A 22,247-nucleotide genomic window follows, 5' to 3' on the forward strand; every position below is an offset into this window, starting at 1 on the left:
ATCTATCTACAAACCTTCGTCCCAGAGCGGTTGCTGGGGAAACCTGAGGACCAGGAAGTCGAGCATGCTGCGCAAGGTCGCCGGCATGTGCTTGCGCGAGGCATAGACCGCGTACATGTTCATCGTGCGCGGTTCGGCGTGGGGCAGCAGGCGTACCAACTCTCCACGCTTGATGTACTCACCGGCCTGGTAGCTGGGCAGCATGGCGATCCCGGCGCCGGCCATGGTGGTGCGCAGCAGCGTGCTGGCCTCGTTGGCGCTGATGTTGCCCTGCACCGGCACCGATACCTGTTCGCCATCCTGTTCGAAATGCCACAGGCTCTTGCCGAAGTAGGAGTGGGTCAGGCAGTTGTGCCGGTTCAGTTCCTCCACCCGCTGGGGCGCGGGGTGCTCTCGCAGATAGGCCGGCGAGGCGCAGATCACCGAGCGGCAGACCGTCAGGCGCCGGGCGATCAGGTTCGGGTCCAGGTCGTTGCTGGTACGGATCGCCAGGTCAATGCGTTCATCCACCAGGTTTACCGTGCGATCGAGCATCTGCAGGTCGATGCTGACCCCCGGGTAGCGCTTGACGTAGTCGGCCACGGCATCCGCCAGTTGCGACTGGCCGAACGAGGTACTGACGCTGATGCGCAGCAGGCCGCGGGGTGCATCGTCCGGCTCGCCAACCGCGGCCTGCATGTCGCTGGACAGCTCCAGCATCTGCCGGCAGCGGGGCAGGATCTCACCGCCGGCGGCGGTCAGGCTGAGCTTGCGCGTGGTTCGGTGCATCAGCCGGGCGCCGACCCAGTCCTCCAATTCCGCCAGATAACGTGACACCACCGGACGCGAAAGGTCCAGGTGATCGGCGGCGGCCGACTGGCTGCCCAGGTCGACGACGGTGACGAAGACCCGCATTGCTTGGAGACGATCCATGATTTGCCCGCTTTCAGAAACAAACTATGTTCAAGCATCGCATTTTTTGTAACGAGTCTGGCAACTAAGCTCTGTCCATCCCAACCCAGCCAACAGATGCCGGAGCTGCCCTCATGATCGGATTCACTTCACTCAAACGCTTGCTGCTGGCCACTGCCACCCTGGGCTTTGCCGCCCATGCGGCGGCCGCCGAGCCGACCCTGAGCCTGGATGTCTACAACCCGGGCGCCAACGCAATCTTCCCGGTGACCTCGGTGCTGGTCAGCGGCAAGAAGGACGCGATCCTGGTGGACGCCCAGTTCGGCAAGTCCCAGGCCCAGCAACTGGTGGACAAGATCCGCGCCAGCGGCAAGCACTTGACCACCATCTACATCAGCCATGGTGACCCGGACTACTACTTCGGCCTCGACACCCTGACCGCCGCCTTCCCCGACGCCAAGGTGGTGGCTTCGCAGCCGACCGTGGATCACATCAAGGCCACGGTGGACGGCAAGCTGGCGTTCTGGGGCCCGAAAATGGGTGCTGACGTACCGGCCAAGACCATCGTGCCGGGCGTGCTCAAGGGCCACAGCCTGACCCTGGAAGGGCAGAAGCTCGACGTCATTGGCCTGGACGGCAAGCAGCCGGACCGCAGCTTTGTATGGATCCCGTCGATCAAGGCGGTGGTCGGTGGCGTGGTGGTCGCGGAAAACATCCACGTGTGGATGGCCGACACCCAGACCCCGCAGTCCCATGCGGACTGGCTGGCTACCCTCAAGACCATCGATAGCCTGCAACCCAAGACCGTGATCCCCGGGCACTTCCTCGGTGACAGCGCGCGTTCCCTGGCCCCGGTGCACTTCACCGCGGACTACATCAAGGCCTTCGACGAGGAAGCCGCCAAGGCCAAGGATTCCGCCGAGCTGATCGCGGCCATGAAAAAGCGTTACCCGGACCTGGGCGAGGACAGCTCCCTGGAGCTGAGCGCCAAGGTCGCCAAGGGCGAAATGAAGTGGTGAAAACGGTTTGACCCGCTCCCTTGTGGGGGCGGATGCCTCTGTACTCTCTTAGCCAACTGGAGACATGTCATGAGCAAGATCGCAATTATTGGTGCCACCGGCCGTGCCGGTAGCCAACTGCTGGAAGAAGCCCTGCGTCGCGGCCACAGCGTGACCGCCATCGCCCGCAACACGGCGAAGATCGGTTCGCGTGCCGGCGTGGTCAGCCGCGATGTGGATGTGGCCGACAGTGCCGCGCTGCAAGCGGCGGTGGCCGGTCACGATGTGGTGATCAGCGCGGCGCATTTTTCCAGCATCGCTGCCAATGCCATCATCGACCCGGTGAAAAAGGCCGGGGTCAAGCGCCTGCTGGTGGTAGGCGGTGCCGGTTCGCTGTTGCTGCCGGGTGGCAGCAAGGTCATCGATAGCCCGGGCTTCCCGGAGGAATACAAGGCCGAAGCCAGCGCCGGCGGGGTGTACCTGGAGACCCTGCGCAAGGAGCAGGACCTGGACTGGACCTTCCTTTCGCCATCGGCGGAGTTCGTCGAGGGTGAGCGTACCGGGCACTTCCGCCTGGGCCAGGACGACCTGCTGGTCAGCGCAGAGGGCCGCAGCTGGATCACTTTTGCCGACTACGCCATCGCCATGCTCGACGAGGTGGAAAAGCCCGCCCATAGCCGTCAGCGTTTCACCGTCGGCTACTGATCACTGGCCGATTGACCCGTTAGCCGCCTGTTGCAGGCGGCTAACGGGTTGTTCCGGCAAGCGTTGAAGGCCCCTCGCGGGGCTTTTCGCTGTCTGCCGGTATTTCAGCGCTGCCGGGCCTGTTCCACCAGCCAGTCCAGCAGTTCCTGCAGGACCGGCGAAGGCCCCGGGCGCTCCGGGTACACCAGGTAATACGCCTGCCCTGTCGGCACCTTCAATTCAAAGGGCATGACCAGCCGCCCGGCACTCAGGTCATCGCCAATCAATGCCCAGTCGCCAATCGCCACACCTGTGCCCTGGGAGGCCACGGACATCGCCAGGTCCAGGGTCTCGAAGTGCTGGCCCTTGCCCAGGGTGTCCAGGGGCGTGCCAGCGGCCTTGAGCCAGGTTTGCCAGTCCCGCTGATCATGGGAGGGGTGCAGCAGCAGGTGCTGTTGCAGGTCTCTGGGGCTCGTCAGCGGCACCGGGCCTTCCAGCAGGGGCCGGGAACAGACCGGAGTCAGCTGTTCATTGAACAGGTGTCGCGAGCCCAGGGTCGGTGCCGGTGGCGCGCCGTACATGACCGCGGCGTCGAACGGCTCGCGGCCGAAATCCACGCCATGGGCAATGGTGGTGGTCAGTTGCACCGGCACATCGGGGCGCTCCTTCTGCCACTGCAGCAACCGCGGCAGCAGCCAGCGCATCACGCAGGTCGGGGCCTTGAGCCGCAGGTTGCGCTTCTGGCCGCCGATCTCGTCCACCGCGCCATTGATCATTTCGAACACCTGCTGCACCCGTGGCAGCCATTCCAGCCCCTCGGCGGTGAGGCTCAGGCCCCGGGCCTGGCGCAGGAACAACGGATAGCCCAGGTGACTTTCCAGCCCGGCGATCTGCCGGCTCACCGCTCCCTGGGTGATGTGCAACTGCTCGGCGGCGCGAGTGAAGTTGCAGCACTGGGCGGTGATCAGAAAAGTGTGCAGCGCGGGTAAGGGAGGAAGGCGTTTCATGGCTGGCCGAGGCATGACGTGGGGACATGGCTAGTATGACTTTTTATCCATTGTTGCGGCTACAGGCCCACCGTTCCAATAGCCCCTCTATCGGCGCCCGCAGGCGTTTTCCAGCCTGTGGTCGACGTGCGGTTTTCCTCCAATAAGAAGGGCGATGAGATGGCGACGTGCGGTGAAGTACTGGTCAAGCTACTGGAAGGTTATGGCGTCGAGCAGGTGTTCGGCATTCCCGGGGTACACACCGTGGAGCTGTATCGCGGCCTGGCCCGTTCGCCCATCCATCATGTGACTCCGCGCCACGAGCAAGGCGCCGGCTTCATGGCCGACGGCTACGCCCGAACCAGCGGCAAGCCCGGTGTGTGTTTCATCATCACCGGCCCCGGCATGACCAACATCACCACCGCCATGGGCCAGGCCTACGCCGATTCGATTCCCATGCTGGTGATCTCCAGCGTGCAGGCCCGCAGCCAGTTGGGGGGCGGGCGCGGCAAGCTTCACGAGCTGCCCAACCAGAGTGCGCTGGTCAGTGGCGTGGCGGCGTTTTCCCACACCCTGATGTGTGCCGACGAGTTGCCAGCGGTGCTGGCCCGGGCCTTTGCCCTGTTCCAGGCCGGGCGCCCACGCCCCGTGCATATCGAGATTCCCCTCGATGTGCTGGTCCAGGACGCCGACCACCTGTTGACCAGCGAGCCGGTGCAGATCGCCCGCGCCGGCGCCGCCCCGGCCGCTGTCGCGCAGATGAGCCAACTGCTGGCCAGTGCCAAGCGGCCGCTGATTCTCGCGGGCGGGGGCGCCATCGATGCCGCTCCGGCCCTGACCCGCCTGGCCGAGCTGTTGCAAGCGCCGGTGGCCCTGACCATCAATGCCAAGGGCATGCTGCCTTCGGCGCATCCGCTGCTGATCGGTTCCACCCAGTCCATGGTGGCGACCCGGGCCCTGGTGGCAGAGGCCGATGTGGTCTTGGCCATTGGCACCGAGCTGGCGGAAACCGATTACGACGTGACCTTCGCCGGTGGTTTCGAGATTCCCGCTACCCTGCTGCGTATCGATATCGATGCCGACCAGACCGTGCGCAACTATCCGCCGAAAGTGGCACTGGTGGCCGACGCCCGGATCGCTGCCGAAGCGCTGCTGGCGCAACTTGCCGGGCTGGAATTGGCAGCGCGTCGCAGCGACTGGGGCCAGGTCCGCGCCGCCGCCTTGCGCAGTGAGCTGAGCCAGCTCTGGGACGGCCCGACCCAGGCCCAGACCCTGTTTCTGCAGACTGTGGTCCAGGAACTGCCGGAGATTGTCCTGGTGGGCGATTCCACCCAGCCGGTGTACAGCGGCAACCTGACCTTCAACCCCGAGCAGCCACGACGCTGGTTCAACTCCTCCACCGGGTACGGCACCCTGGGTTATGCCTTGCCGGCGGCCATTGGCGCCTGGCTCGGCGGCGGTTCGCACGCCAGCCAGCGACGGCCGGTGGCCTGCCTGATCGGCGATGGCGGTTTGCAGTTCACCCTTTCGGAACTGGCCTGCGCGGTGGAGGCTCGCACCCCGATCATCGTCCTGCTGTGGAATAACCAGGGCTACGAAGAGATCAAGAAATACATGGTCAACCGCGCCATCGAGCCGGTGGGCGTCGACATCTACACCCCGGATTTCATTGCCGTGGCCAAGGGCCTGGGCTGCGCCGCCGAGCGCATCGACAGCGTCGAGCAACTGCGCGCGGCGCTGCGCTCGGCGGCGGATCGCCAGGGCCCGACCCTGATAGAGGTCGATCAGAACCGCTGGACCCAAGGAGTACAGGCATGAGCGCGCACCCCCTGTTGAACGGACTGTACATCGACGGCCAATGGTTGGCGGGCAGCGAGCATCTGCAGGTGATCAACCCCAGCACCGAGGGCGTACTGGCCCAGGTTGCCGGTGGCGGTCCCGAGGCCGTGGAGCAGGCGCTGTGCGCTGCCAGCGCCGGCCTTGCGCGTTGGTCGCACAGCAGCGGGGCTGAACGTGCCGCGGTCCTGCGACGGATTGCGGCCGGGGTGGCCGAACGCCGGGAGCAACTGATGCACCTGCAGTCGAGCAACAACGGCAAGCCGCAATTCGAGGCCGCCATGGATGTGGACGATGTGATTGCCACCTTCGAGTACTACGCCGGGCTGGCCGAAGGCCTGGATGCCGCTCAGGACGCCAACGTGGCACTGCCCAGCGAGGCCTTCAGTGCCCGCCTGCGCCGCGAGCCCTGTGGCATCGTCGGGCTGATCGTGCCGTGGAACTTCCCCATGGTCACCACCGCCTGGAAGCTCGCTCCGGCCCTGGCCGCCGGTTGCAGCGTGGTGCTCAAGCCTTCCGAAGTCACCCCTTTGCCGGAGCTGGAACTGGCGGCAATCATCGCCGGCAGCGGCTTGCCCCGGGGCGTGTTCAACCTGGTCTGCGGCACCGGCCTGGCAGTGGGCGCGCCCCTGGCAGCCGACCCGCGAGTGGCGAAAATCTCCTTCACCGGCAGCAACGCCGTGGGGGTCCAGGTGATGCAGCGCGCGGCGGAAACCGTCAAGGGCGTGAGCCTGGAGCTGGGGGGCAAGTCGTCGTTGTTGGTGCTGGCGGATGCCGATCTGGATCTGGCGGTGGAGCTGGCCTGTGGCGGCGGCTTCTTCAACGCCGGGCAGATGTGCTCGGCCACCAGCCGGGTGCTGGTGGCCGATGAGTTGGCCGATGAGTTCCTGTTGCGCCTCAAGGCCCGGGCCGAAGCCATTCGTGTGGCCGACCCGTTCGACCCCGAGGTGGAAATGGGCGCGCTGGTCAATCAGGCGCAATACCGGCGGGTGCAGGCCCATATCGAGGAAGGCTTGAATGTGGGGGCCAAGCTGGTCTGCGGCGGTGGCCGCCCGGCCGGCTTGCAGCAGGGGTATTTCATCCAGCCCACGGTGTTCACCGAGGTGCCGCTGGACAGTGCGCTATGGCGTGAGGAGATCTTTGGCCCGGTGCTCTGCGTGCGCAGTTTCAGCAACGAGCAGCAGGCCATCGAAATGGCCAATGACAGCGAGTTCGGCCTGGTGGCCAGCGTAGTGGGAGCGGATGCAGCGCATGCCGAGCAAGTGGCCAATGCCCTGCAGGCCGGTCTGGTGTGGATCAATGCGCCACAGGTGATCTTTCCCCAGACGGCGTGGGGCGGCTACAAGCAGAGCAGCATCGGTCGTGAACTGGGGCCCTGGGGGCTACAGGCCTTTCAGGAAATCAAGCATGTGATCCGCGCTCGTTAGGCAGGCCTCAGCTGCTCACCCGCAGGCGCGCCATATCCCGCAACGGCGGCGCGCCGAACAAGCGGCTGTACTCGCGGCTGAACTGCGACGGGCTTTCATAACCCACCCGATAGCCCGCTACCGAAGCCTCCAGCCCCTCGGCCAGCATCAGCCGCCGGGCTTCTTGCAGGCGCAACTGTTTCTGGTACTGCAGCGGGCTCATGGCGGTCATGGCCTTGAAGCGGTGGTGCAGGGTCGAGACGCTCAGGTTCACCTCCCGGGCCAGATCATCGATGCGCAACGGGTGCACGAAATTGCCGTTGAGCCACTTGATGGCCTGGTTGACCCGGTGGCCCTGGCTGTTGGCAGTGGCGATCTCATACAGGCGGTGGCCCTGGGGGCTGCGCAGCAGGCGATAGAGAATTTCCCGGCGTACCAGCGGCGCGAGCATGGTGATGTCTTTCGGGGTGTCCAGTAGGCGGGTCAGGCGCAGCACCGCGTCGAGCATCGCCGGGTCCAGGCGTTCCACGTACAGGCCGCGCCCGGTAGGCCGGGCGGGTACGCCGATGGGGCCGGCATCGGCAATCAATGCATTGATTTCCCCGGGGTCGATGTCCAGGCGCAGGGCCAGGATCGGCTCCTCTGGTGAAACGATCGCCACCTTGCCGCTCAGGGGGACGGAAACCGAGACCACCAGGTAATTCAAGGGGTCGTAGTTGTAGCTTTCATCGGCCAGGCGTACTTCCTTGCGGCCCTGGGCCATGATGCACAGCGCCGGCTGTGCCAGCACCGAACCGAATTGATGAGAGCTGCTGTGGCGCGAGACGAACAACGAGTCGATGGCCGTGGCGTAGCTGCCGTCCTCGGCGGTGTTGCGTGCAATGATCGCGGCCAGTTCCACGCGCTGCCGTTCCATCTCCGGGGCCAGGGGCGGTGGCGGGGTTTCCAGTGATGGCATGGGGCAGCCTCCGAGTGTTTGCAGTCGGCACAGCTTAAGTTTGTGCAAGAAGCGCGGGTAGGCGAATCCTGCGTAAAACTTGCCTGATCCTGCTGCTTGCGCGCGCGATAGGCAAGATCAGCCGATGCTCCTGAGCTTCACTTGCTTGAAACACCGTTGTCATGCTTTTGCCCAATGGCGGGGAGTCGGGGAGGGAGCAAAGGGCTTGTCGCAGGATTGGGCAAATCAACGGCAGAAATCGACTAACGCGCGCGAGGGCCTGCCCCGTATCGTTGATCCTGTCGCAGCCCGTCCCATGGCTGCCTCGACAACACCCTGGGAGGGTCGCACATGTCCACGCATATTCCCGTCAGTCACATGGCCTTTGTCCGAGCCCGGGCCGGGCGTTCCAAGGAGCTGGGTGCGCGCTTGAGCAGCCTGATCGAACCGTCCCGCCAGGCCTGTGGTTGCCTGCATTTTGCCCTGCAGCATTCGCAGTGCGATGCCGACCTGTGGCTGGTGTCCGGTTTCTGGAGCAGCCAGCAGGCGATGACGGCCTATTTCAATTCCCCGGCCATGGCGATCTTTGCCGAGCTGGTGCAGGACCTGGTGGTCAACAGCCTGGATTTTCATACCTTCAGTACCGTGTCGGCGCTGCAAGCCCATGGCGAATATCCGCAACTACAGCAGGCGCCGGTGCACAAGCTGGCCAGTTGAAGGTTTAGAATGGCCGACTTTTCATTGGCCAGGACTCGCAACATGGCACGCAAAGAGTTTGCACACTACGAAGCAGTTTCCGCTGTGGTTCCAGGGGAGGGGGGATACAGCGCCGCCATTGCCGTCAAGGCTCTCGGCGCATCAAGCGCACCACGCTTTCATAAAGTCCTGGATGAGCAGAAATTCAAGACGGCGCATGACGCCGACCAGGCTGCCGCACAACAACTCGAACAGTTGGCCGACGTCGATCAGGACGGCGAATTGAGCTGGAAGAGCTACTGAGTCCAAGCGCTATTTGACTGCCCCCGGGCGGTGCATCCTGAACAGAGCCTCTGGCCCCAGTTGGAAGTAATCCGCCGGCCCGCCGCCGCGCAGAATCGGCTCTGCCGCGGCGGTGTCGTAGATCCCGTCCTTGAGCAGCCACTTGGCGATATGCACGGCGACCACTTCGCCGAGGATCAGCCAGCTCGGCACCAGTTCCTTGTCCGCCCGCTGCAATTGAATGATCTGGGTGACCTTGCACTCGAAGGACACCGGGCTCTCGGCTACCCGGGGCACGCTGATGATTTTCGACGCCACGGGGGTCAGGCCGGCCAGTTCGAACTCGTTTACCTCGGCCGGGACTGCGGCGCAGCTCTGGTTCATCTGCTCGGCCAGAGGTCGGGTGGCCAGGTTCCAGGCGAACTCGCCGGTCTGCTCGATATTATTCAGGCTGTCTTTGCGCCCGACGCTGGAGAAACCGATGATCGGTGGAATGTAGTTGAAGGCGTTGAAGAAGCTGTAGGGCGCCAGGTTCAGGCGCCCCTCGCGATCCTGGGAAGAGATCCAGCCGATGGGGCGCGGGCCGACGATGGCATTGAACGGGTCGTGGGGCAGGCCGTGGCCCAGGGCAGGTTGGTAAAAGTGGATATCGTCGGGCATGGCTCAAGGTTCCTGCTTGGGGCGGGGTAAGGGCGTCATAGTGCAGTGCGCAATCGCCCAATTCCAGCGTCCTGGCCCTTGAGCGTTCCACGTTGTGGGTGTTTTCCCCTGGCCAGAAACGACTAAGCCCGGCCAAGGCCGGGCTGTGGTGTCAGGTGCATCAATCAGCTGATGCTGGCGGAGCCGGTGCGGTCGTAGCCATCAGCGGCGAAGGTGGCGGAACCGGTGCGGTCGTAGCCATCAGCGGCGAAGGTGGCGGAGCCGGTGCGGTCGTAGCCATCGGCGGCGAAGGTGGCGGAACCGGTGCGGTCGTAGCCATCAGCGGCGAAGGTGGCGGAACCGGTGCGATCGTAGCCATCGGCGGCGAAGGTGGCGGAACCGGTGCGGTCGTAGCCATCGGCAGCGAAGGTGGCAGAACCGGTGCGATCGTAGCCATCAGCGGCGAAGGTGTTGGCAGCCAGTACCGAGAGGGTCAGGGCGAGGATCAGTTTGCTTTTCATGATGGTGACTCCGGGTTCGTTGAGGTGAATACGTTGGGCTTGGAATGAATCCTACTCCGGTAAAGTTGATATAAAAGCGCAAATTAATGCTTATAAATATCTACTTTATCGATGTTTATGAGATCAGCCCTCGCCGCCAAATCCCGCGTTCAAGCCTCACTGCATAGAAGAGCCAAGTAACCACTTGGATTCATTAGCAGGCTATGCATCCAGCATTAACTGATCATTAATTGAGCAGATTGCTTGTAAGAAAATATTTCAACGATTTTTTCATCCGCGCCTTACCTGTTTTTCACCCCTTGACGTTCAGCCTCCGCGCAGGCCTGCAGTCCATAGACAGGCCGCCTTGAATGCGACCTTTGGAGCACCTTTGCGAATGAACAAGCTACCCCAGATCACCCTGGCCTTCTGGGTCATGAAAATCTGCGCGACCACCCTCGGCGAAACAGCGGGGGACCTGCTGTCGATGACCCTGAATGTGGGTTATGCCATCAGCTCGATGATTCTGATCAGTGTGTTCCTGCTGACCCTGGTCACCCAGCTGTGGTCCAAGACCTACAACCCGGTGCTGTACTGGATCGTGATCCTCTCCACCAGTACCGCCGGCACCACCATGTCGGATTTCATGGACCGCACCCTGGGCCTGGGCTATGCCAGTGGCTCGTTGATCCTGATCGGTATTCTGCTGGCGATCTTCGCGCTCTGGCGTCTGAGCGGCGACTCGCTGAACGTCAACAAGATCCAGACCTTTCGCGGCGAGATGTTCTATTGGATGGCGATCCTGTTTTCCAACACCCTGGGCACCGCCCTCGGCGACTACCTGGCTGACGATTCGGGGCTGGGCTTTGCCGGCGGGGCGCTGTTGATCGGCTCGACCATCGCCGTGGTGGTGCTGCTCAAGTACTTCACCAGGCTCTCGTCGGTACTGTTGTTCTGGGTCGCTTTCGTATTGACCCGGCCGTTCGGCGCAACCTTGGGCGACTTCCTCACCAAACCCCACGAAAAAGGCGGCCTGGATTTCGGCACCATCGGCTCGTCGGCGGTATTGGCGGGAATCCTGCTGGTGATGATCGTGGGGGCGGCCTGGGCCCAGAGCCGCGATGGGCGCCAGGGCGCTGCCGAACTTTCCTGACCTGTACAGCCTCTGTAGGAGCCGGCTTGCCGGCGAAAGCTTCCCCACAGATCGCGAAAAGCGCCCGGGCCTTGCACCCGGGCGTTGTTGTTTTCAGTCAGTCTCGATCCGCGAATGCTTGCGGGTGTCTTTCATGGTCGCGTAGACCAGCAGCGAACAGGCGATGCAGGCGGTGACGTACCAGTAGTAGCCGGTTTCCATGCCGATGCTCTTGAACCACAGGGCGATGTATTCGGCGGTACCGCCGAAGATCGACACGGTCAGTGCGTACGGCAGGCCCACGCCCAGGGCGCGGATTTCGGTAGGGAACAGCTCGGCCTTGACCACCGCGTTGATCGAGGTGTAGCCGCTGACGATGATCAGCGCCGCCATGATCAGGAAGAACGCGCCCCACCAGGTCTGGATGGTGTGCAGGGTGGTGAGGATCGGCACGGTGAACAGGGTGCCGAGGATACCGAAGGCAATCAGGATCGGGCGTCGGCCAACCTTGTCCGAGAGAGCACCGATCACCGGTTGCAGGCACATGAACAGGAACAGCGTGGCGGCGGAAATGGTGGTGGAGTCGGAGATGCTCATGCCGACAGTGTTCACCAGGTATTTCTGCATGTAGGTGGTGTAGGTATAGAAGGCCAGGGTGCCGCCCATGGTCAGGCCGACCACGGTCATCAACTCCTTGGGATGACGCATCAGGGTGCGCATCAGGCTTTCCTTGGGCTTTTCCTTCTTCTTGGTGAAGGACTCGGTTTCTTCCATGCCGCGACGCAGGTACAGGGCTACCACGGCGCAGAGGGCACCGATGCCGAACGGAATCCGCCAGCCCCAGGACTGCAGCTCCTCGGTGGTCAGAATGTTCTGCAGCACGATCAGCACCGCCAGGGCGATGAGCTGGCCGGAGATCAGGGTCACGTACTGGAAGCTGGAGAAGAAGCCACGACGTTCCTTGGTCGCCATCTCGCTGAGGTAGGTGGCGGAGGTACCGTATTCACCGCCTACCGACAGGCCCTGCATCAGGCGCGCCAGCACCAGCAGGATGGGAGCGCCGACGCCGATGGTTTCGTAACCCGGGGTCAGGGCGATGATCAGCGAGCCGAAGCACATCAGCAGCACCGAGGCCATCAAGGCGGCCTTACGCCCTTTGCGGTCGGCATACAGCCCCATCAGCCAGCCACCGATCGGGCGCATCAGGAAGCCCACGGCGAAGATCGCGGCGGTGTTCAGCAGTTGGGCGGTGGTGTCGCCCTTGGGGAAGAAGACTTTGGCGAAGTACAGCGAGAAGGCGGCGTAGACGTACCAGTCGTACCACTCGACCATGTTGCCCACGGAACCGCTGAAGATCGACTTCAGGCGGCTGGCGGTGGTCTTTTCTGTGGCGGGCGCAGCCGCCGACCCGGCAGGCAGGGTATTAGAGATATCCATGAAGGACCCTTCTATTCATTGTTTTTGTGGAGTGCGCGCGAGCGCAGCCTGCTGGGGCTATAGCAGGACCTGTGCCAAGGGCGAGAAGCCCGGGCTAGAGGGGGGAGGCGGGAGTGATGAGCGGAAATCCGCCTATCGGCACCTTGCGGGTAAGCGGGAAATTGCCGAAAGCGGCCGTGCCCCTGGGCATGTGGGCGAAGGCGTCGATGGGGGGGGGGGCCGGGCTTGAGGGCTGATTCTCCGGCAAGCCGGGTCCTATAGGGGTTACTCCTCCTTGAGGAACTGTTCCCTGGTCAGTCCATGGCGCTGCATCTTTTCGTTAAGAGTCCGGCGGGGCAGTTGCAGCTCGTTGAGCACCGCCTTGATATCACCCTTGTGCCGGCTCAGGGCCGCGCGCAGGCATTGGGCCTCGAAGGCTTCCTGCTGCGCCGCCAGGGACTGGCCGGGTTCGATGGCGTCGGGTTCCGGCTCGCCCAGGCCCAGCACCTGGCGCTCGGCGGCATTGGCCAGCTCGCGCACGTTGCCCGGCCAGTCGTGGCTGAGCAGGCGGCTCAGTTGCGCGCCGCTCAAGGGCGCGACGCTGCGCCCCAGGCGTTCCCCGGCATTCTGGGCAAAGTGCTCGTAGAGCAGGGGGATGTCCTCGCGGCGCTCGCGCAAGGGTGGCAGGCGCAGTTCAGCCACGGTCAGGCGGTAGGCCAGGTCTTCACGGAAACGCCCGGCACGGGCCTCGTCCAGCAGGTCGGGCTTGGTGGCGGCGATGATCCGCAGGTCGACCTTGATGCTCTGGTTGGAACCCAGGCGTTCCAGCTTCTGCTCCTGCAACACCCGCAGCAGCTTGACCTGCTGGGCCAGGGGCATGCTTTCGATCTCGTCGAGAAACAGCGTGCCGCCGTCGGCGTATTCCAGCTTGCCGATGCGTTTGCCCTGGGCGCCGGTGAAGGCGCCGCTTTCATGGCCGAACAGCTCGGCCTCGAACAACTGCTCGGGGATCGCCGCGCAGTTCAGGGCGACGAAGGGCTTGCCGGCCCGCGGGCCGAAGTCGTGCAGGCAGCGGGCAATCAGTTCTTTGCCGCTGCCGGTCTCGCCGCGGATCAGTACGTTGACCGGCAGGGCTGCCAGTTCCAGTACCTGGCGGCGCAAGGTCTGCAAGGCCCTGGAGACCCCCAGCAAGGTGGCGTCGAGCTTGGCCCGGCTGTCGGCCTGTTGGTGCAGGCGGCGGTTTTCCAGGACCAGGCGGCGCTTGTCCAGGGCCCGGCGCAGGCTGCTGAGCAGGGTGTCGGGGCTGAAGGGTTTTTCCAGGAAGTCGTAGGCCCCGTCGCGCATGGCTTCCACCGCCATGGGGACATCGCCGTGGCCTGTGAGCAGGATGATCGGCAGGTCCGGGTCCAGGCGCTGGACCTGGGCCAGCAGTTCCAGGCCACTGATGCCGGGCATGCGCACATCGCTGAGGATCACCCCGGGAAAGTTCTTCGGCAGTTGCGCCAGACAGTCCTCGGCCCGGCTGAACAGCTGGACCTCGAAGCCCGACAGGCTCAGCCACTGCTCGACGGCGGTACGGATGCTGGCTTCGTCGTCCACCACGATCACTGAGTTCAGCATTGGATATGGGCCTCCAGGTCGATGGGCAGGCTCAGGGTGAACACCGCCCCTTGCTCCTGGTTGGCCACGCTCAGGCGGCCACCCAGCTCGTGGACTATGGCATAGGACACCGCCAGCCCCAGCCCCAGGCCATCACCCACCGGTTTGGTGGTGAAGAATGGATCGAAGACGCTCAGCAAGTGTTCCTCGGCAATGCCGCCGCCGTTGTCGGCCACCCGCAGTTGCCAGAGCTGGTCTTCGGCTTCGAGACTGATCTCCAGGCGCTTGTGCGGTTTGTCCTGCATGGCGTCCAGGGCATTGCGCAGCAGGTTGATCAGCACCTGTTCCAGGCGGATGGCGTCGCCCCGGACCCAGGCCGGGCGGGTCAGTTGCAGTACCACTTCGACGTCTTCGGCACGCAGCCGGGCTTCCAGCAAGTGCAGCGACTGGTCCACCACAGCGGTCAGGTCCAGGCGTTCTCGCAGGCCACTGGGGCTCTTGCGGGCGAAGGTCTTGAGGTGGCTGGTGAGGGCGGCCATGCGGGTCAGCATGTCGTCCAGTGGGCGCAGGGCTTTGTAGGCTTCGTCCACCCGGCCGTGATCCAGCAACAGCCTGAGGGTTGCCAGCTGCATGCGCTGGGTGGTCAGGGGCTGGTTGATTTCGTGGGCCAGGGCGGCGGACATCTGCCCCAGGGCCGCGAGCTTGGCCGATTGCACCAGGCCTTCCTGGGCGGTGCGCAGATCGCGGGTACGTTCCTCCACCAGTTGCTCCAGCTCCTGGCGATTGCGCTGGCGGACTTTCCCCAGGCGCCAGCGCTGGTTGAGGAACAGCAGCAGGAACACCAGGGTCAGCCAGGCACCGGCGGCGGCAAGCCCGGCATTGCGGGTTTCCTCGAAGGCATTCGGCGGTTTGCGCAGCAGGTGCAGGGTCCAGCCTTCGGCGGCCAACGGCAGGGACTCCCAGAGGTAGCTGGCGCGGCCCTCGGGGCCTTCGACCCGGGCCAGGCTGCTGTTGTCGTCAAAGCGTTGCAGCGTCTGGTGCTGCAGCGGGGTCAGGGGCTGTTTGTCGTACTGGCGGGTGAGCTTGATTTCTTCCAGGTCGTTGCTCGACAGCGGCTGCAAGTGCCGGTAGCGCCAGCCTGGCTGGTTGGCGATGAACACGATGCCCCGGGCATCGCTGACCAGCAGGGTGTCGTTGCCCTGGCTCCATTCATGTTCCAGCTCGGGGAATTCCAGCTTGACCACCATGGCCCCGAGGAAGTCCTGGTTGTCGGCCTTGACTGCGCTGGCCAGGAAATACCCCGGGATGCCGCTGGTCACGCCCACCGCATAGAAGCGCCCGCTGCCCTGGCTGCGGGTCTGCTTGAAGTAGGGGCGAAAGCCGTAGTTGTGGCCCACGTAGCTGCTGGGCAGGCGCCAGTTGCTGGCGGCCACGGCCAGGCCCTCATGGTTCAGCAGTTCCAGGGTCGAGGAGCGGGCCGCGCCATTGATCTTTTCCAGCTTGCGGTTCAATGCGTCCTGGGTTTCGGTGGCCACAGGCCCCTGCAGCGCCGCGCGCAGTTCCGGGTCCAGGGCCAGGACCGCCGGCAGGGCGCGATAGCGTTCGATCAGGGTATGCAGCGAGTTGGCATACAGCCCCAACTGCTCATTGGCACGGGCGGCTTCCTCCACCAGCGTCTGCCGTTCTGCATGGCGCATGGCCAGGCCGGCGCTGAGCACGGTGCCAGCAAGAATCACCAGGATATAGAACGTCAAGCGGAGGGGGCGAGAGATCTGGGCCATGAGTCGGGGCAGGCTGCAATGGGGGCGGGAACGATAGCATGAGCGCCGGGGCTAACGTTGATCGCGGACAGTGTCGGGAAAGGGCGGTGCATAAAAAAAGCGGCGGGCCATTCAATGAACAGCACCGCCGCCTGGGCCGAACGGAGGAAGGACTTACTGCACTTCTACCGCCAGGCTGTCACTGATCTTCTTCTGCCAGATGGCGGGACCTGTGATGTGTACCGACTCGCCCTTGCTATCGACGGCGACGGTCACCGGCATGTCCTTGACCTCGAACTCGTAGATCGCTTCCATGCCCAGTTCGGCAAAGGCCAGGACCTTGGACTTCTTGATCGCCTGGGCTACCAGGTAGGCAGCGCCGCCGACGGCCATCAGGTACACGGCCTTGTTGTCCTTGATCGCTTCGATCGCGGTCGGGCCGCGCTCGGACTTGCCGATCATGCCCAGCAGGCCGGTCTGCTCGAGGATCTGGCGGGTGAACTTGTCCATCCGCGTGGCGGTGGTCGGGCCAGCCGGGCCGACCACTTCGTCACCGACCGGATCGACCGGACCGACGTAGTAGATGAAGCGACCCTTGAGGTCCACCGGCAGGGTTTCGCCCTTGTTCAGCATCTCGACCATGCGTTTGTGCGCAGCGTCGCGGCCGGTGAGCATCTTGCCGTTGAGCAGTACGGTTTCGCCCGGCTTCCAGCTTTGCACTTCTTCCGGGGTCAGGGTGTCGAGGTTGACCCGACGGGCCGACGGGCCGGCTTCCCAGACGATTTCCGGGTAGGCGTCCAGCGGTGGGGCTTCCAGGCTCGCCGGGCCGGAGCCATCCAGTACGAAGTGCGCGTGACGGGTGGCGGCGCAGTTGGGGATCATGCACACGGGCAGGGAAGCGGCGTGGGTCGGGTAGTCCATGATCTTCACGTCGAGCACGGTGGTCAGGCCACCGAGGCCCTGGGCGCCGATGCCCAGCTGGTTGACCTTCTCGAACAGCTCCAGGCGGATCTCTTCGATGCGGTTCTGCGGGCCACGGGCCTTGAGCTCGTGGATGTCGATGGATTCCATCAACACTTCCTTGGCCATCACTGCCGCTTTCTCGGCGGTGCCGCCGATACCGATGCCCAGCATGCCCGGTGGGCACCAGCCGGCGCCCATGGTCGGAACGGTCTTGAGTACCCAGTCGACGATCGAGTCGGACGGGTTGAGCATGGCCATCTTCGATTTGTTCTCGGAGCCGCCGCCCTTGGCCGCCACGTCCACTTCCACGGTGTTGCCCGGGACGATGGAGTAGTGGATCACCGCGGGGGTGTTGTCCTTGGTGTTTTTCCTGCTACCTGCCGGGTCGGCCAGGATGGAGGCGCGCAGGACGTTTTCCGGCAGGTTGTAGGCGCGACGCACGCCCTCGTTGATCATGTCGTCCAGGCTCATGGTGGCGCCGTCCCAGCGCACGTCCATGCCCACGCGCACGAAAACCGTGACGATGCCGGTGTCCTGGCAGATCGGCCGGTGGCCGGTGGCACACATGCGCGAGTTGATCAGGATCTGCGCTATGGAATCACGGGCAGCCGGCGATTCTTCCCGCAGGTAGGCCTCGTGCATCGCCTGGATGAAGTCCACGGGGTGGTAGTAGGAAATGAACTGCAGGGCGTCGGCAACGCTCTGAATCAGGTCGTCTTGCTTGATCACGGTCATGAGTCGCGCTCCTCTAAAAGACGGGAACATTTAATAAGGTGCCTGCACTTGGGTGCATCGGTCGGATGCAGGCACCTTCTAAGGCACGCCGGACAGACAACTGGCGCGACGCTAAAAAGGCGCGGCAGTATACCTCGCCTGGGGGTTGGGTACACCCGCTGGCCGGGCCAACCAAAGTCGCCCATCGGATGGGCACTGTTCTTGCCTGAGTCGGCGCTGAAACCTGGCGACGGGGTTTTAAATTTGAATAGTCATTTGCCGGGCTCAGCACTAAAGTGGCAAGTGGCCTGCAGGGTAGGAAACTCTTTAAGCCTCCTTTCTCACGGTGAGTCAACGATTGACCCATAAAGCCATCCAGAGCCTGTTATTCAAGCGCTTCGCCATTGCCGCGGGCACTTACGCACTGATCCTGCTGCTGTTCTGGCTGGCCGTCGTCACGGGGCATTCCCGTGCTTCGAGCGGCAGCGCGCTGCTGGGCACTGGCCTGGTGCTGGCCAGCCAGGGGCTGCTGTGCTGGGTGTTCGTCAGCGGACGCAACCTGCAGTTCGCCGACCCCAGCCTGACCGAAGTCCAGGTGGTGCTGGGCATCGCCTGGCAGACCTGGCTGATGGCCCATCTGGATCAGGCCCGCGGGGTGTTCCTGGTGTTCTACCTGCTGCCGTTGCTGTTCGGCTTGTTTCACCTCTCCCGCCGGGCCTATCTGCGCAGCGCGGCGCTGATCTTCTTCTGCTTTGCCGGGGTCAACCTGTGGGACGGCTATCGCCTGCTCCTCGGTGATCCGCAACTGGCCGCGCTGCAGGTCTGCGTGCTGCTGGTGATGCTGGTGTGGATGTGCCTGTATGCCGCCTATGTCCAGGCTTCGCGCTCACGCATGCGCCAGCGGCGCTTTGCCTTGCAGGCCCATCAGGACACGCTGCGAGGCATGATGCGACAGCTGGAGGACCTGGTAGCCACCGATGAACTGACCGGCCTGTTCAACCGCCGGCATTTCCTGCGCATTGCCAGCCGCGAGCTGCAAGCCATGGATCAGGAGCAGGTGCATGGGCTGGCGCTGATCGACCTGGACCATTTCAAGCGCATCAACGATCTCCACGGCCATGCTGCCGGCGACCAGGTACTGCAGGCCTTCGCCGCGGTGGCCACGGCTTGCCTGCGCGATGGCGACGTATTGGCCCGTTACGGTGGCGAGGAATTCATGGTACTGCTGCCCGAGTGTGACGCCGAGCGCCTGACCTCCTGCTGCGAGCGTTTGCGCCTGGCGTTCACCGAAGTGCAACTGGTGGGCCTTAACGTACGAGACCTGAGCCTGTCGGCGGGGATGACCCTGCTGCGGGCCGGCGACGATCTGGACCATGCCCTGCAACGCGCCGATCAGGCGCTGTATCGGGCCAAGCGCGACGGTCGCAATCGTTGCTCTGCGGCCTGGGAAAACCTCGATGCCTGAATTGACCGTTGGCAGCCGGTGCTGGCCGGTGGCGCCTGGAAGCAACTTGCTGGATGCCCTGAATCAGGCTGGCGTGACGGTGCCCTACAGTTGTCGCGCCGGTAGTTGCCATGCCTGCCTGGTGCATTGTGTCCAGGGCTTGCCCAGCGATAGCCGGCCAGATGCCTTGAGCGACGAACAGCGTCGGCTCGGCTGGCGCCTGGCTTGCCAGTGCCAGGTGGTGGAGGACCTGCACGTCGAGACCTTCGACCCTGTGCGTGATGGCCTGCCTGCGACGGTGAGCGGCCTGGACTGGTTGTCGAGCTCGGTCCTGCGCTTGCGCCTGCAGCCGCAGCGGCCCTTGCGTTACCGCGCCGGCCAGCATCTGGTGCTGTGGGCCGCCGGCCAGATCGCCCGGCCTTATTCCCTGGCCAGCCTGCCGGAAGACGACCGCTTTCTGGAGTTCCATCTGGACTGCCGGCATCCGGGCCAGTTCAGCGATGCGGCGCGCCAGTTGCAATTGGGCGATCCGATGCGCCTGGGGGAGTTGCGGGGCGGCGCCTTGCACTACGATCCGGACTGGCAGCAGCGCCCACTCTGGCTACTGGCCGCGGGAACCGGCCTGGCGCCGCTGTTCGGCATACTGCGCGAGGCCTTGCGCCAGGATCACCAGGGCCCTATCCGTATCATTCACCTGGCCCATGACAGCAGTGAGCATTACCTGGCCAAACCCCTGGCGGCCCTGGCGGCGAACCGGGCCCAGCTGTCCGTCGAGCTGTGGACCGGGGCCGAGCTGACAGCCGCTTTGGCGCAACTGCGGCTTGTTTCCCGGCAAACCCAGGCCTTACTCTGCGGTCACCCTGACAGTGTCGAAGCCTTCGCCCGGCGCCTGTACCTGGCGGGGCTGCCGCGCAATCAACTGCTGGCCGATGTGTTCCTGCCCCGTGGTTGAGCGCTGATTCTTCCAGAGCGAGATCCCCATGACCGATGCCATCGAGTTGCAACGTGAGGGCGGGCTGCTGACCCTGCGCCTGAACCGTCCCGACAAGAAAAACGCCTTGACCCGCGCCATGTACGCTCGCCTGGCCGACGCCCTGAGCGAGGCCGATGGCGATCCCGAGATCAACGCCGTGCTGATCTGCGGCAGCAGCGAATGCTTTACCGCCGGCAATGACATCGCCGACTTCCTCCAGCAACCGCCCCGGGACCTCGACAGCCCGGTGTTTCGCTTCATGCGCAGCCTTGTGCAATGTCGCAAGCCGGTGGTGGCCGCAGTGGCCGGCGCGGCAGTAGGTATCGGCACCACGATGCTGCTGCATTGCGATCTGGTCTATGTCAGTCGCGATGCACGGCTGCGCATGCCGTTCGTCAACCTGGGGCTGTGCCCGGAATTTGGTTCGAGCCTGATCCTGCCGCGCTTGCTGGGGCAGGCCAAGGCGGCGGAGTTGCTGTTGCTGGGCGAAGGCTTCAGTGGCGAACAGGCCGCCGCCTGGGGGATTGCCAGCGCCGCCCTGGGGGATGGTGTGGCCACCTTGGCCAAGGCCCGGGAGGCGGCCTTGCGTTTCAGCCAGTTGGCGCCCGAAGCGGTGCAGGTGAGCAAGCGCCTGATGAAGGCGCCGGACCGCGAACAACTGCGCCAGGTCATTGAGCAAGAGGGCGTGGAATTCACCCGGCGCCTGCAGTCCCCGGAAGCCATCGCCGCGTTGTCCGGGTTTCTCAGCAAGGGCTGAGGCCGTGGACAGCGGTTTCACGCGGGCATGAAAAAGCCCCGGTGTTTTCGGCACCGGGGCTTTTTGTTCAGCAAGGCGAAGACTCAGACCATCGGGTCGCCCACGTGCAGGATCTTCATGCCGTTGGTGCCGCCGGTGGTGTGGTAGCTGTCGCCCTTGGTGAGAATCACCCAGTCGCCTTTCTCTACGACACCGCGCTTGAGCAGCTCATCGATCGCTGCCTGGCTGACCTGCTCGGGCGGCAGGGAAGCCGGGTCGAACGGGATGGTGTAGACGCCACGGAACATGGCTGCGCGAGCCTGGGTTTCGCGGTGCGGGGAGTAGGCGTAGATCGGCACCGAGGAGCGGATGCGCGACATGATCAGCGGGGTGTAGCCACTTTCGGTCAGGGCGATGATCGCCTTCACGCCCGGGAAGTGGTTGGCGGTGTACATGGCAGCCAGGGCGATGCTCTGGTCGCAGCTTTCGAACACCTTGCCCATGCGGTGGCTGGAGGTCTTGCTGGTGGGGTGCTTTTCCGCACCGACGCAGATCCGCGCCATGGCCTGCACCGCTTCCAGCGGGTAGGCACCGGCGGCGCTTTCCGCCGAGAGCATCACCGCATCGGTGTAGTCGAGCACGGCGTTGGCCACGTCGGACACTTCGGCGCGGGTCGGCATCGGGTTCTGGATCATCGACTCCATCATCTGGGTCGCAACGATCACCGCCTTGTTGTGGCGACGGGCGTGCAGAATGATTTTCTTCTGGATGCCCACCAGCTCGGCGTCGCCGATTTCCACGCCCAGGTCGCCACGGGCAACCATGACCGCGTCGCTGGCCTTGATCAGGCCGTCGAGGGTTTCGTCGTCGGCCACCGCTTCGGCGCGTTCGATCTTCGCTACCAGCCAGGCAGTACCACCGGCTTCGTCACGCAGCTTGCGCGCGTATTCCATGTCGGCGGCGTCCCGTGGGAAGGACACGGCCAGGTAATCGACTTCCATCTCGGCCGCGAGCTTGATGTCGGCCTTGTCTTTCTCGGTCAGGGCCGGGGCGGTCAGGCCACCACCACGACGGTTGATGCCCTTGTGGTCGGACAGCGGGCCGCCGATGGTCACCACGCAATGCAGCTCGGTGGCGGTGGCGGTTTCCACACGCATCACCACGCGGCCGTCGTCCAGCAGCAGCTCGTCACCCACGCCGCAGTCCTTGACCAGATCCGGGTAGTCGATGCCGACGATATCCTGGGTGCCTTCGGTCAGCGGATGGCTGGTGGAGAAGGTGAACTTGTCACCGATCTTCAGCTCGATGCGCTTGTTGGCGAATTTGGCGATGCGGATCTTCGGGCCCTGCAGGTCGCCGAGGATGGCCACGAAGCGGCCGTGCTTGGCTGCCAGGTCGCGGACCAGTTTGGCGCGAGCCTTGTGCTCGTCCGGAGTGCCGTGGGAGAAGTTCAGACGGGCAACATCCAGGCCCGCGAGAATCAGCTGTTCGAGAACTTCCGGCGAGTTACTGGCCGGGCCAAGGGTGGCAACGATTTTGGTACGACGAACGGACATGCACGGACTCCTGAGTTCAAGCGCAACGAGAGGCTACTATGCTCCGAAGTTGTAGTCATTGTTCGTTTGCACTACTTATTGCTTTGTTTGTTTACCGCA

At 64.1% G+C, this 22,247-nt stretch carries 20 protein-coding genes; 10 read left to right on the top strand and 10 right to left on the bottom strand.

The genetic code is table 11. From position 1 onward, the window contains the following. Nucleotides 1-6: 6 nt before the first annotated feature. A complete protein-coding gene (locus AC07R1_RS20290; RefSeq protein ID WP_011063070.1) occupies nt 7-912 on the bottom strand; it encodes a LysR family transcriptional regulator in 906 nt (301 codons plus the stop codon). Nucleotides 913-1,025: 113 nt separating this feature from the next. Between AC07R1_RS20290 and AC07R1_RS20295 the strand changes: the two genes are divergently transcribed. Together AC07R1_RS20295 and AC07R1_RS20300 are read left to right on the top strand one after the other, a co-directional pair. Next, a complete protein-coding gene (locus tag AC07R1_RS20295; RefSeq protein WP_495110885.1) occupies nt 1,026-1,910 on the top strand; it encodes an MBL fold metallo-hydrolase in 885 nt (294 codons plus the stop codon). Nucleotides 1,911-1,979: 69 nt separating this feature from the next. Continuing rightward, complete coding sequence (locus AC07R1_RS20300) at nt 1,980-2,594, top strand: NAD(P)-dependent oxidoreductase (protein WP_011063068.1); 615 nt, start codon at nt 1,980-1,982, stop codon at nt 2,592-2,594. A 104-nt stretch (nt 2,595-2,698) separates the two neighbouring features. On the opposite strand, the gene AC07R1_RS20305 is transcribed toward AC07R1_RS20300, so the two are convergent. Next, the gene (locus AC07R1_RS20305; RefSeq protein ID WP_342400736.1) at nt 2,699-3,580 is read right to left on the bottom strand and encodes a LysR substrate-binding domain-containing protein; all 882 of its coding nucleotides are present in this window, start codon (nt 3,578-3,580) and stop codon (nt 2,699-2,701) included. 159 nt (nt 3,581-3,739) lie between these two features. On the opposite strand from AC07R1_RS20305, the gene AC07R1_RS20310 reads away from it, so the two are divergent. Next, the gene (locus AC07R1_RS20310) at nt 3,740-5,377 is read left to right on the top strand and encodes a 5-guanidino-2-oxopentanoate decarboxylase (protein ID WP_011063066.1); all 1,638 of its coding nucleotides are present in this window, start codon (nt 3,740-3,742) and stop codon (nt 5,375-5,377) included. Beyond that, nucleotides 5,374-6,822, top strand: coding sequence for an aldehyde dehydrogenase family protein (locus AC07R1_RS20315; protein ID WP_019092979.1), 1,449 nt, complete (start codon nt 5,374-5,376; stop codon nt 6,820-6,822). The genes AC07R1_RS20310 and AC07R1_RS20315 overlap by 4 nt, the downstream gene beginning before the upstream one ends. A gap of 7 nt (nt 6,823-6,829) precedes the next feature. On the opposite strand, the gene AC07R1_RS20320 is transcribed toward AC07R1_RS20315, so the two are convergent. After that, the gene (locus AC07R1_RS20320; RefSeq protein ID WP_011063064.1) at nt 6,830-7,759 is read right to left on the bottom strand and encodes an AraC family transcriptional regulator; all 930 of its coding nucleotides are present in this window, start codon (nt 7,757-7,759) and stop codon (nt 6,830-6,832) included. A gap of 330 nt (nt 7,760-8,089) precedes the next feature. On the opposite strand from AC07R1_RS20320, the gene AC07R1_RS20325 reads away from it, so the two are divergent. Together AC07R1_RS20325 and AC07R1_RS20330 are read left to right on the top strand one after the other, a co-directional pair. Then, complete coding sequence (locus AC07R1_RS20325; protein WP_011063063.1) at nt 8,090-8,455, top strand: putative quinol monooxygenase; 366 nt, start codon at nt 8,090-8,092, stop codon at nt 8,453-8,455. Nucleotides 8,456-8,464: 9 nt separating this feature from the next. Continuing rightward, the gene (locus AC07R1_RS20330) at nt 8,465-8,737 is read left to right on the top strand and encodes a hypothetical protein (RefSeq protein ID WP_041119660.1); all 273 of its coding nucleotides are present in this window, start codon (nt 8,465-8,467) and stop codon (nt 8,735-8,737) included. A 9-nt stretch (nt 8,738-8,746) separates the two neighbouring features. On the opposite strand, the gene AC07R1_RS20335 is transcribed toward AC07R1_RS20330, so the two are convergent. Continuing rightward, nucleotides 8,747-9,376: a flavin reductase family protein gene (locus AC07R1_RS20335; RefSeq protein WP_093408440.1), complete on the bottom strand. Its 630-nt coding sequence runs from the start codon at nt 9,374-9,376 to the stop codon at nt 8,747-8,749. A gap of 164 nt (nt 9,377-9,540) precedes the next feature. Further along, nucleotides 9,541-9,876 carry a hypothetical protein gene (locus tag AC07R1_RS20340; RefSeq protein WP_053153492.1) on the bottom strand — a complete coding sequence of 112 codons (336 nt, stop codon included), beginning with the start codon at nt 9,874-9,876 and terminating at the stop codon, nt 9,541-9,543. 376 nt (nt 9,877-10,252) lie between these two features. Here AC07R1_RS20340 and AC07R1_RS20345 point away from each other — a divergent pair, with 376 nt between their 5' ends. After that, a complete protein-coding gene (locus AC07R1_RS20345; protein ID WP_065365292.1) occupies nt 10,253-11,008 on the top strand; it encodes a COG4705 family protein in 756 nt (251 codons plus the stop codon). 93 nt (nt 11,009-11,101) lie between these two features. On the opposite strand, the gene AC07R1_RS20350 is transcribed toward AC07R1_RS20345, so the two are convergent. From AC07R1_RS20350 to AC07R1_RS20365, 4 genes are all read right to left on the bottom strand, one after another. After that, nucleotides 11,102-12,424, bottom strand: coding sequence for an MFS transporter (locus AC07R1_RS20350; RefSeq protein ID WP_011063058.1), 1,323 nt, complete (start codon nt 12,422-12,424; stop codon nt 11,102-11,104). 264 nt (nt 12,425-12,688) lie between these two features. Then, on the bottom strand, nt 12,689-14,023 hold the full coding sequence (locus tag AC07R1_RS20355; protein WP_011063057.1) for a sigma-54-dependent transcriptional regulator: 1,335 nt from the start codon (nt 14,021-14,023) through the stop codon (nt 12,689-12,691). Further along, nucleotides 14,017-15,783 (bottom strand): sensor histidine kinase, encoded by a 1,767-nt coding sequence (locus AC07R1_RS20360; protein ID WP_011063056.1) that lies wholly within the window; start codon nt 15,781-15,783, stop codon nt 14,017-14,019. The genes AC07R1_RS20355 and AC07R1_RS20360 overlap by 7 nt, the downstream gene beginning before the upstream one ends. 153 nt (nt 15,784-15,936) lie before the next feature. Next, nucleotides 15,937-17,460: a fumarate hydratase gene (locus AC07R1_RS20365; protein WP_011063055.1), complete on the bottom strand. Its 1,524-nt coding sequence runs from the start codon at nt 17,458-17,460 to the stop codon at nt 15,937-15,939. A gap of 337 nt (nt 17,461-17,797) precedes the next feature. Here AC07R1_RS20365 and AC07R1_RS20370 point away from each other — a divergent pair, with 337 nt between their 5' ends. Genes AC07R1_RS20370 through AC07R1_RS20380 form a run of 3 tightly spaced genes read left to right on the top strand, consistent with a single transcriptional unit; the run spans nt 17,798 to nt 20,613 of the window. Continuing rightward, entirely contained in the window at nt 17,798-18,904 is a 1,107-nt protein-coding gene (locus AC07R1_RS20370; RefSeq protein WP_495110886.1) for a GGDEF domain-containing protein, read from the top strand. Then, complete coding sequence (locus AC07R1_RS20375) at nt 18,897-19,835, top strand: iron-sulfur-binding ferredoxin reductase (RefSeq protein ID WP_011063053.1); 939 nt, start codon at nt 18,897-18,899, stop codon at nt 19,833-19,835. Before AC07R1_RS20370 ends, AC07R1_RS20375 begins: the two co-directional genes overlap by 8 nt. 28 nt (nt 19,836-19,863) lie before the next feature. Beyond that, on the top strand, nt 19,864-20,613 hold the full coding sequence (locus AC07R1_RS20380; protein ID WP_047288807.1) for an enoyl-CoA hydratase-related protein: 750 nt from the start codon (nt 19,864-19,866) through the stop codon (nt 20,611-20,613). 83 nt (nt 20,614-20,696) lie between these two features. Here the strand turns inward: AC07R1_RS20380 and pyk are convergent, their stop codons facing one another. Continuing rightward, the gene (gene pyk / locus AC07R1_RS20385) at nt 20,697-22,148 is read right to left on the bottom strand and encodes a pyruvate kinase (RefSeq protein ID WP_011063051.1); all 1,452 of its coding nucleotides are present in this window, start codon (nt 22,146-22,148) and stop codon (nt 20,697-20,699) included. Nucleotides 22,149-22,247 lie beyond the last annotated feature (99 nt).

It is taken from the genome of Pseudomonas sp. GW821-FHT07F01, from assembly GCF_059418825.1.

What these genes read in the sequence shown, in the direction of transcription:
- AC07R1_RS20290 (WP_011063070.1), bottom strand. Translation starts at nt 912, where the DNA reads ATGGATCGTCTCCAAGCAATGCGGGTCTTCGTCACCGTCGTCGACCTG.
- AC07R1_RS20295 (WP_495110885.1), top strand. Translation starts at nt 1,026, where the DNA reads ATGATCGGATTCACTTCACTCAAACGCTTGCTGCTGGCCACTGCCACC.
- AC07R1_RS20300 (WP_011063068.1), top strand. Translation starts at nt 1,980, where the DNA reads ATGAGCAAGATCGCAATTATTGGTGCCACCGGCCGTGCCGGTAGCCAA.
- AC07R1_RS20305 (WP_342400736.1), bottom strand. Translation starts at nt 3,580, where the DNA reads ATGAAACGCCTTCCTCCCTTACCCGCGCTGCACACTTTTCTGATCACC.
- AC07R1_RS20310 (WP_011063066.1), top strand. Translation starts at nt 3,740, where the DNA reads ATGGCGACGTGCGGTGAAGTACTGGTCAAGCTACTGGAAGGTTATGGC.
- AC07R1_RS20315 (WP_019092979.1), top strand. Translation starts at nt 5,374, where the DNA reads ATGAGCGCGCACCCCCTGTTGAACGGACTGTACATCGACGGCCAATGG.
- AC07R1_RS20320 (WP_011063064.1), bottom strand. Translation starts at nt 7,759, where the DNA reads ATGCCATCACTGGAAACCCCGCCACCGCCCCTGGCCCCGGAGATGGAA.
- AC07R1_RS20325 (WP_011063063.1), top strand. Translation starts at nt 8,090, where the DNA reads ATGTCCACGCATATTCCCGTCAGTCACATGGCCTTTGTCCGAGCCCGG.
- AC07R1_RS20330 (WP_041119660.1), top strand. Translation starts at nt 8,465, where the DNA reads ATGGCCGACTTTTCATTGGCCAGGACTCGCAACATGGCACGCAAAGAG.
- AC07R1_RS20335 (WP_093408440.1), bottom strand. Translation starts at nt 9,376, where the DNA reads ATGCCCGACGATATCCACTTTTACCAACCTGCCCTGGGCCACGGCCTG.
- AC07R1_RS20340 (WP_053153492.1), bottom strand. Translation starts at nt 9,876, where the DNA reads ATGAAAAGCAAACTGATCCTCGCCCTGACCCTCTCGGTACTGGCTGCC.
- AC07R1_RS20345 (WP_065365292.1), top strand. Translation starts at nt 10,253, where the DNA reads ATGAACAAGCTACCCCAGATCACCCTGGCCTTCTGGGTCATGAAAATC.
- AC07R1_RS20350 (WP_011063058.1), bottom strand. Translation starts at nt 12,424, where the DNA reads ATGGATATCTCTAATACCCTGCCTGCCGGGTCGGCGGCTGCGCCCGCC.
- AC07R1_RS20355 (WP_011063057.1), bottom strand. Translation starts at nt 14,023, where the DNA reads ATGCTGAACTCAGTGATCGTGGTGGACGACGAAGCCAGCATCCGTACC.
- AC07R1_RS20360 (WP_011063056.1), bottom strand. Translation starts at nt 15,783, where the DNA reads ATGGCCCAGATCTCTCGCCCCCTCCGCTTGACGTTCTATATCCTGGTG.
- AC07R1_RS20365 (WP_011063055.1), bottom strand. Translation starts at nt 17,460, where the DNA reads ATGACCGTGATCAAGCAAGACGACCTGATTCAGAGCGTTGCCGACGCC.
- AC07R1_RS20375 (WP_011063053.1), top strand. Translation starts at nt 18,897, where the DNA reads ATGCCTGAATTGACCGTTGGCAGCCGGTGCTGGCCGGTGGCGCCTGGA.
- AC07R1_RS20380 (WP_047288807.1), top strand. Translation starts at nt 19,864, where the DNA reads ATGACCGATGCCATCGAGTTGCAACGTGAGGGCGGGCTGCTGACCCTG.
- pyk (WP_011063051.1), bottom strand. Translation starts at nt 22,148, where the DNA reads ATGTCCGTTCGTCGTACCAAAATCGTTGCCACCCTTGGCCCGGCCAGT.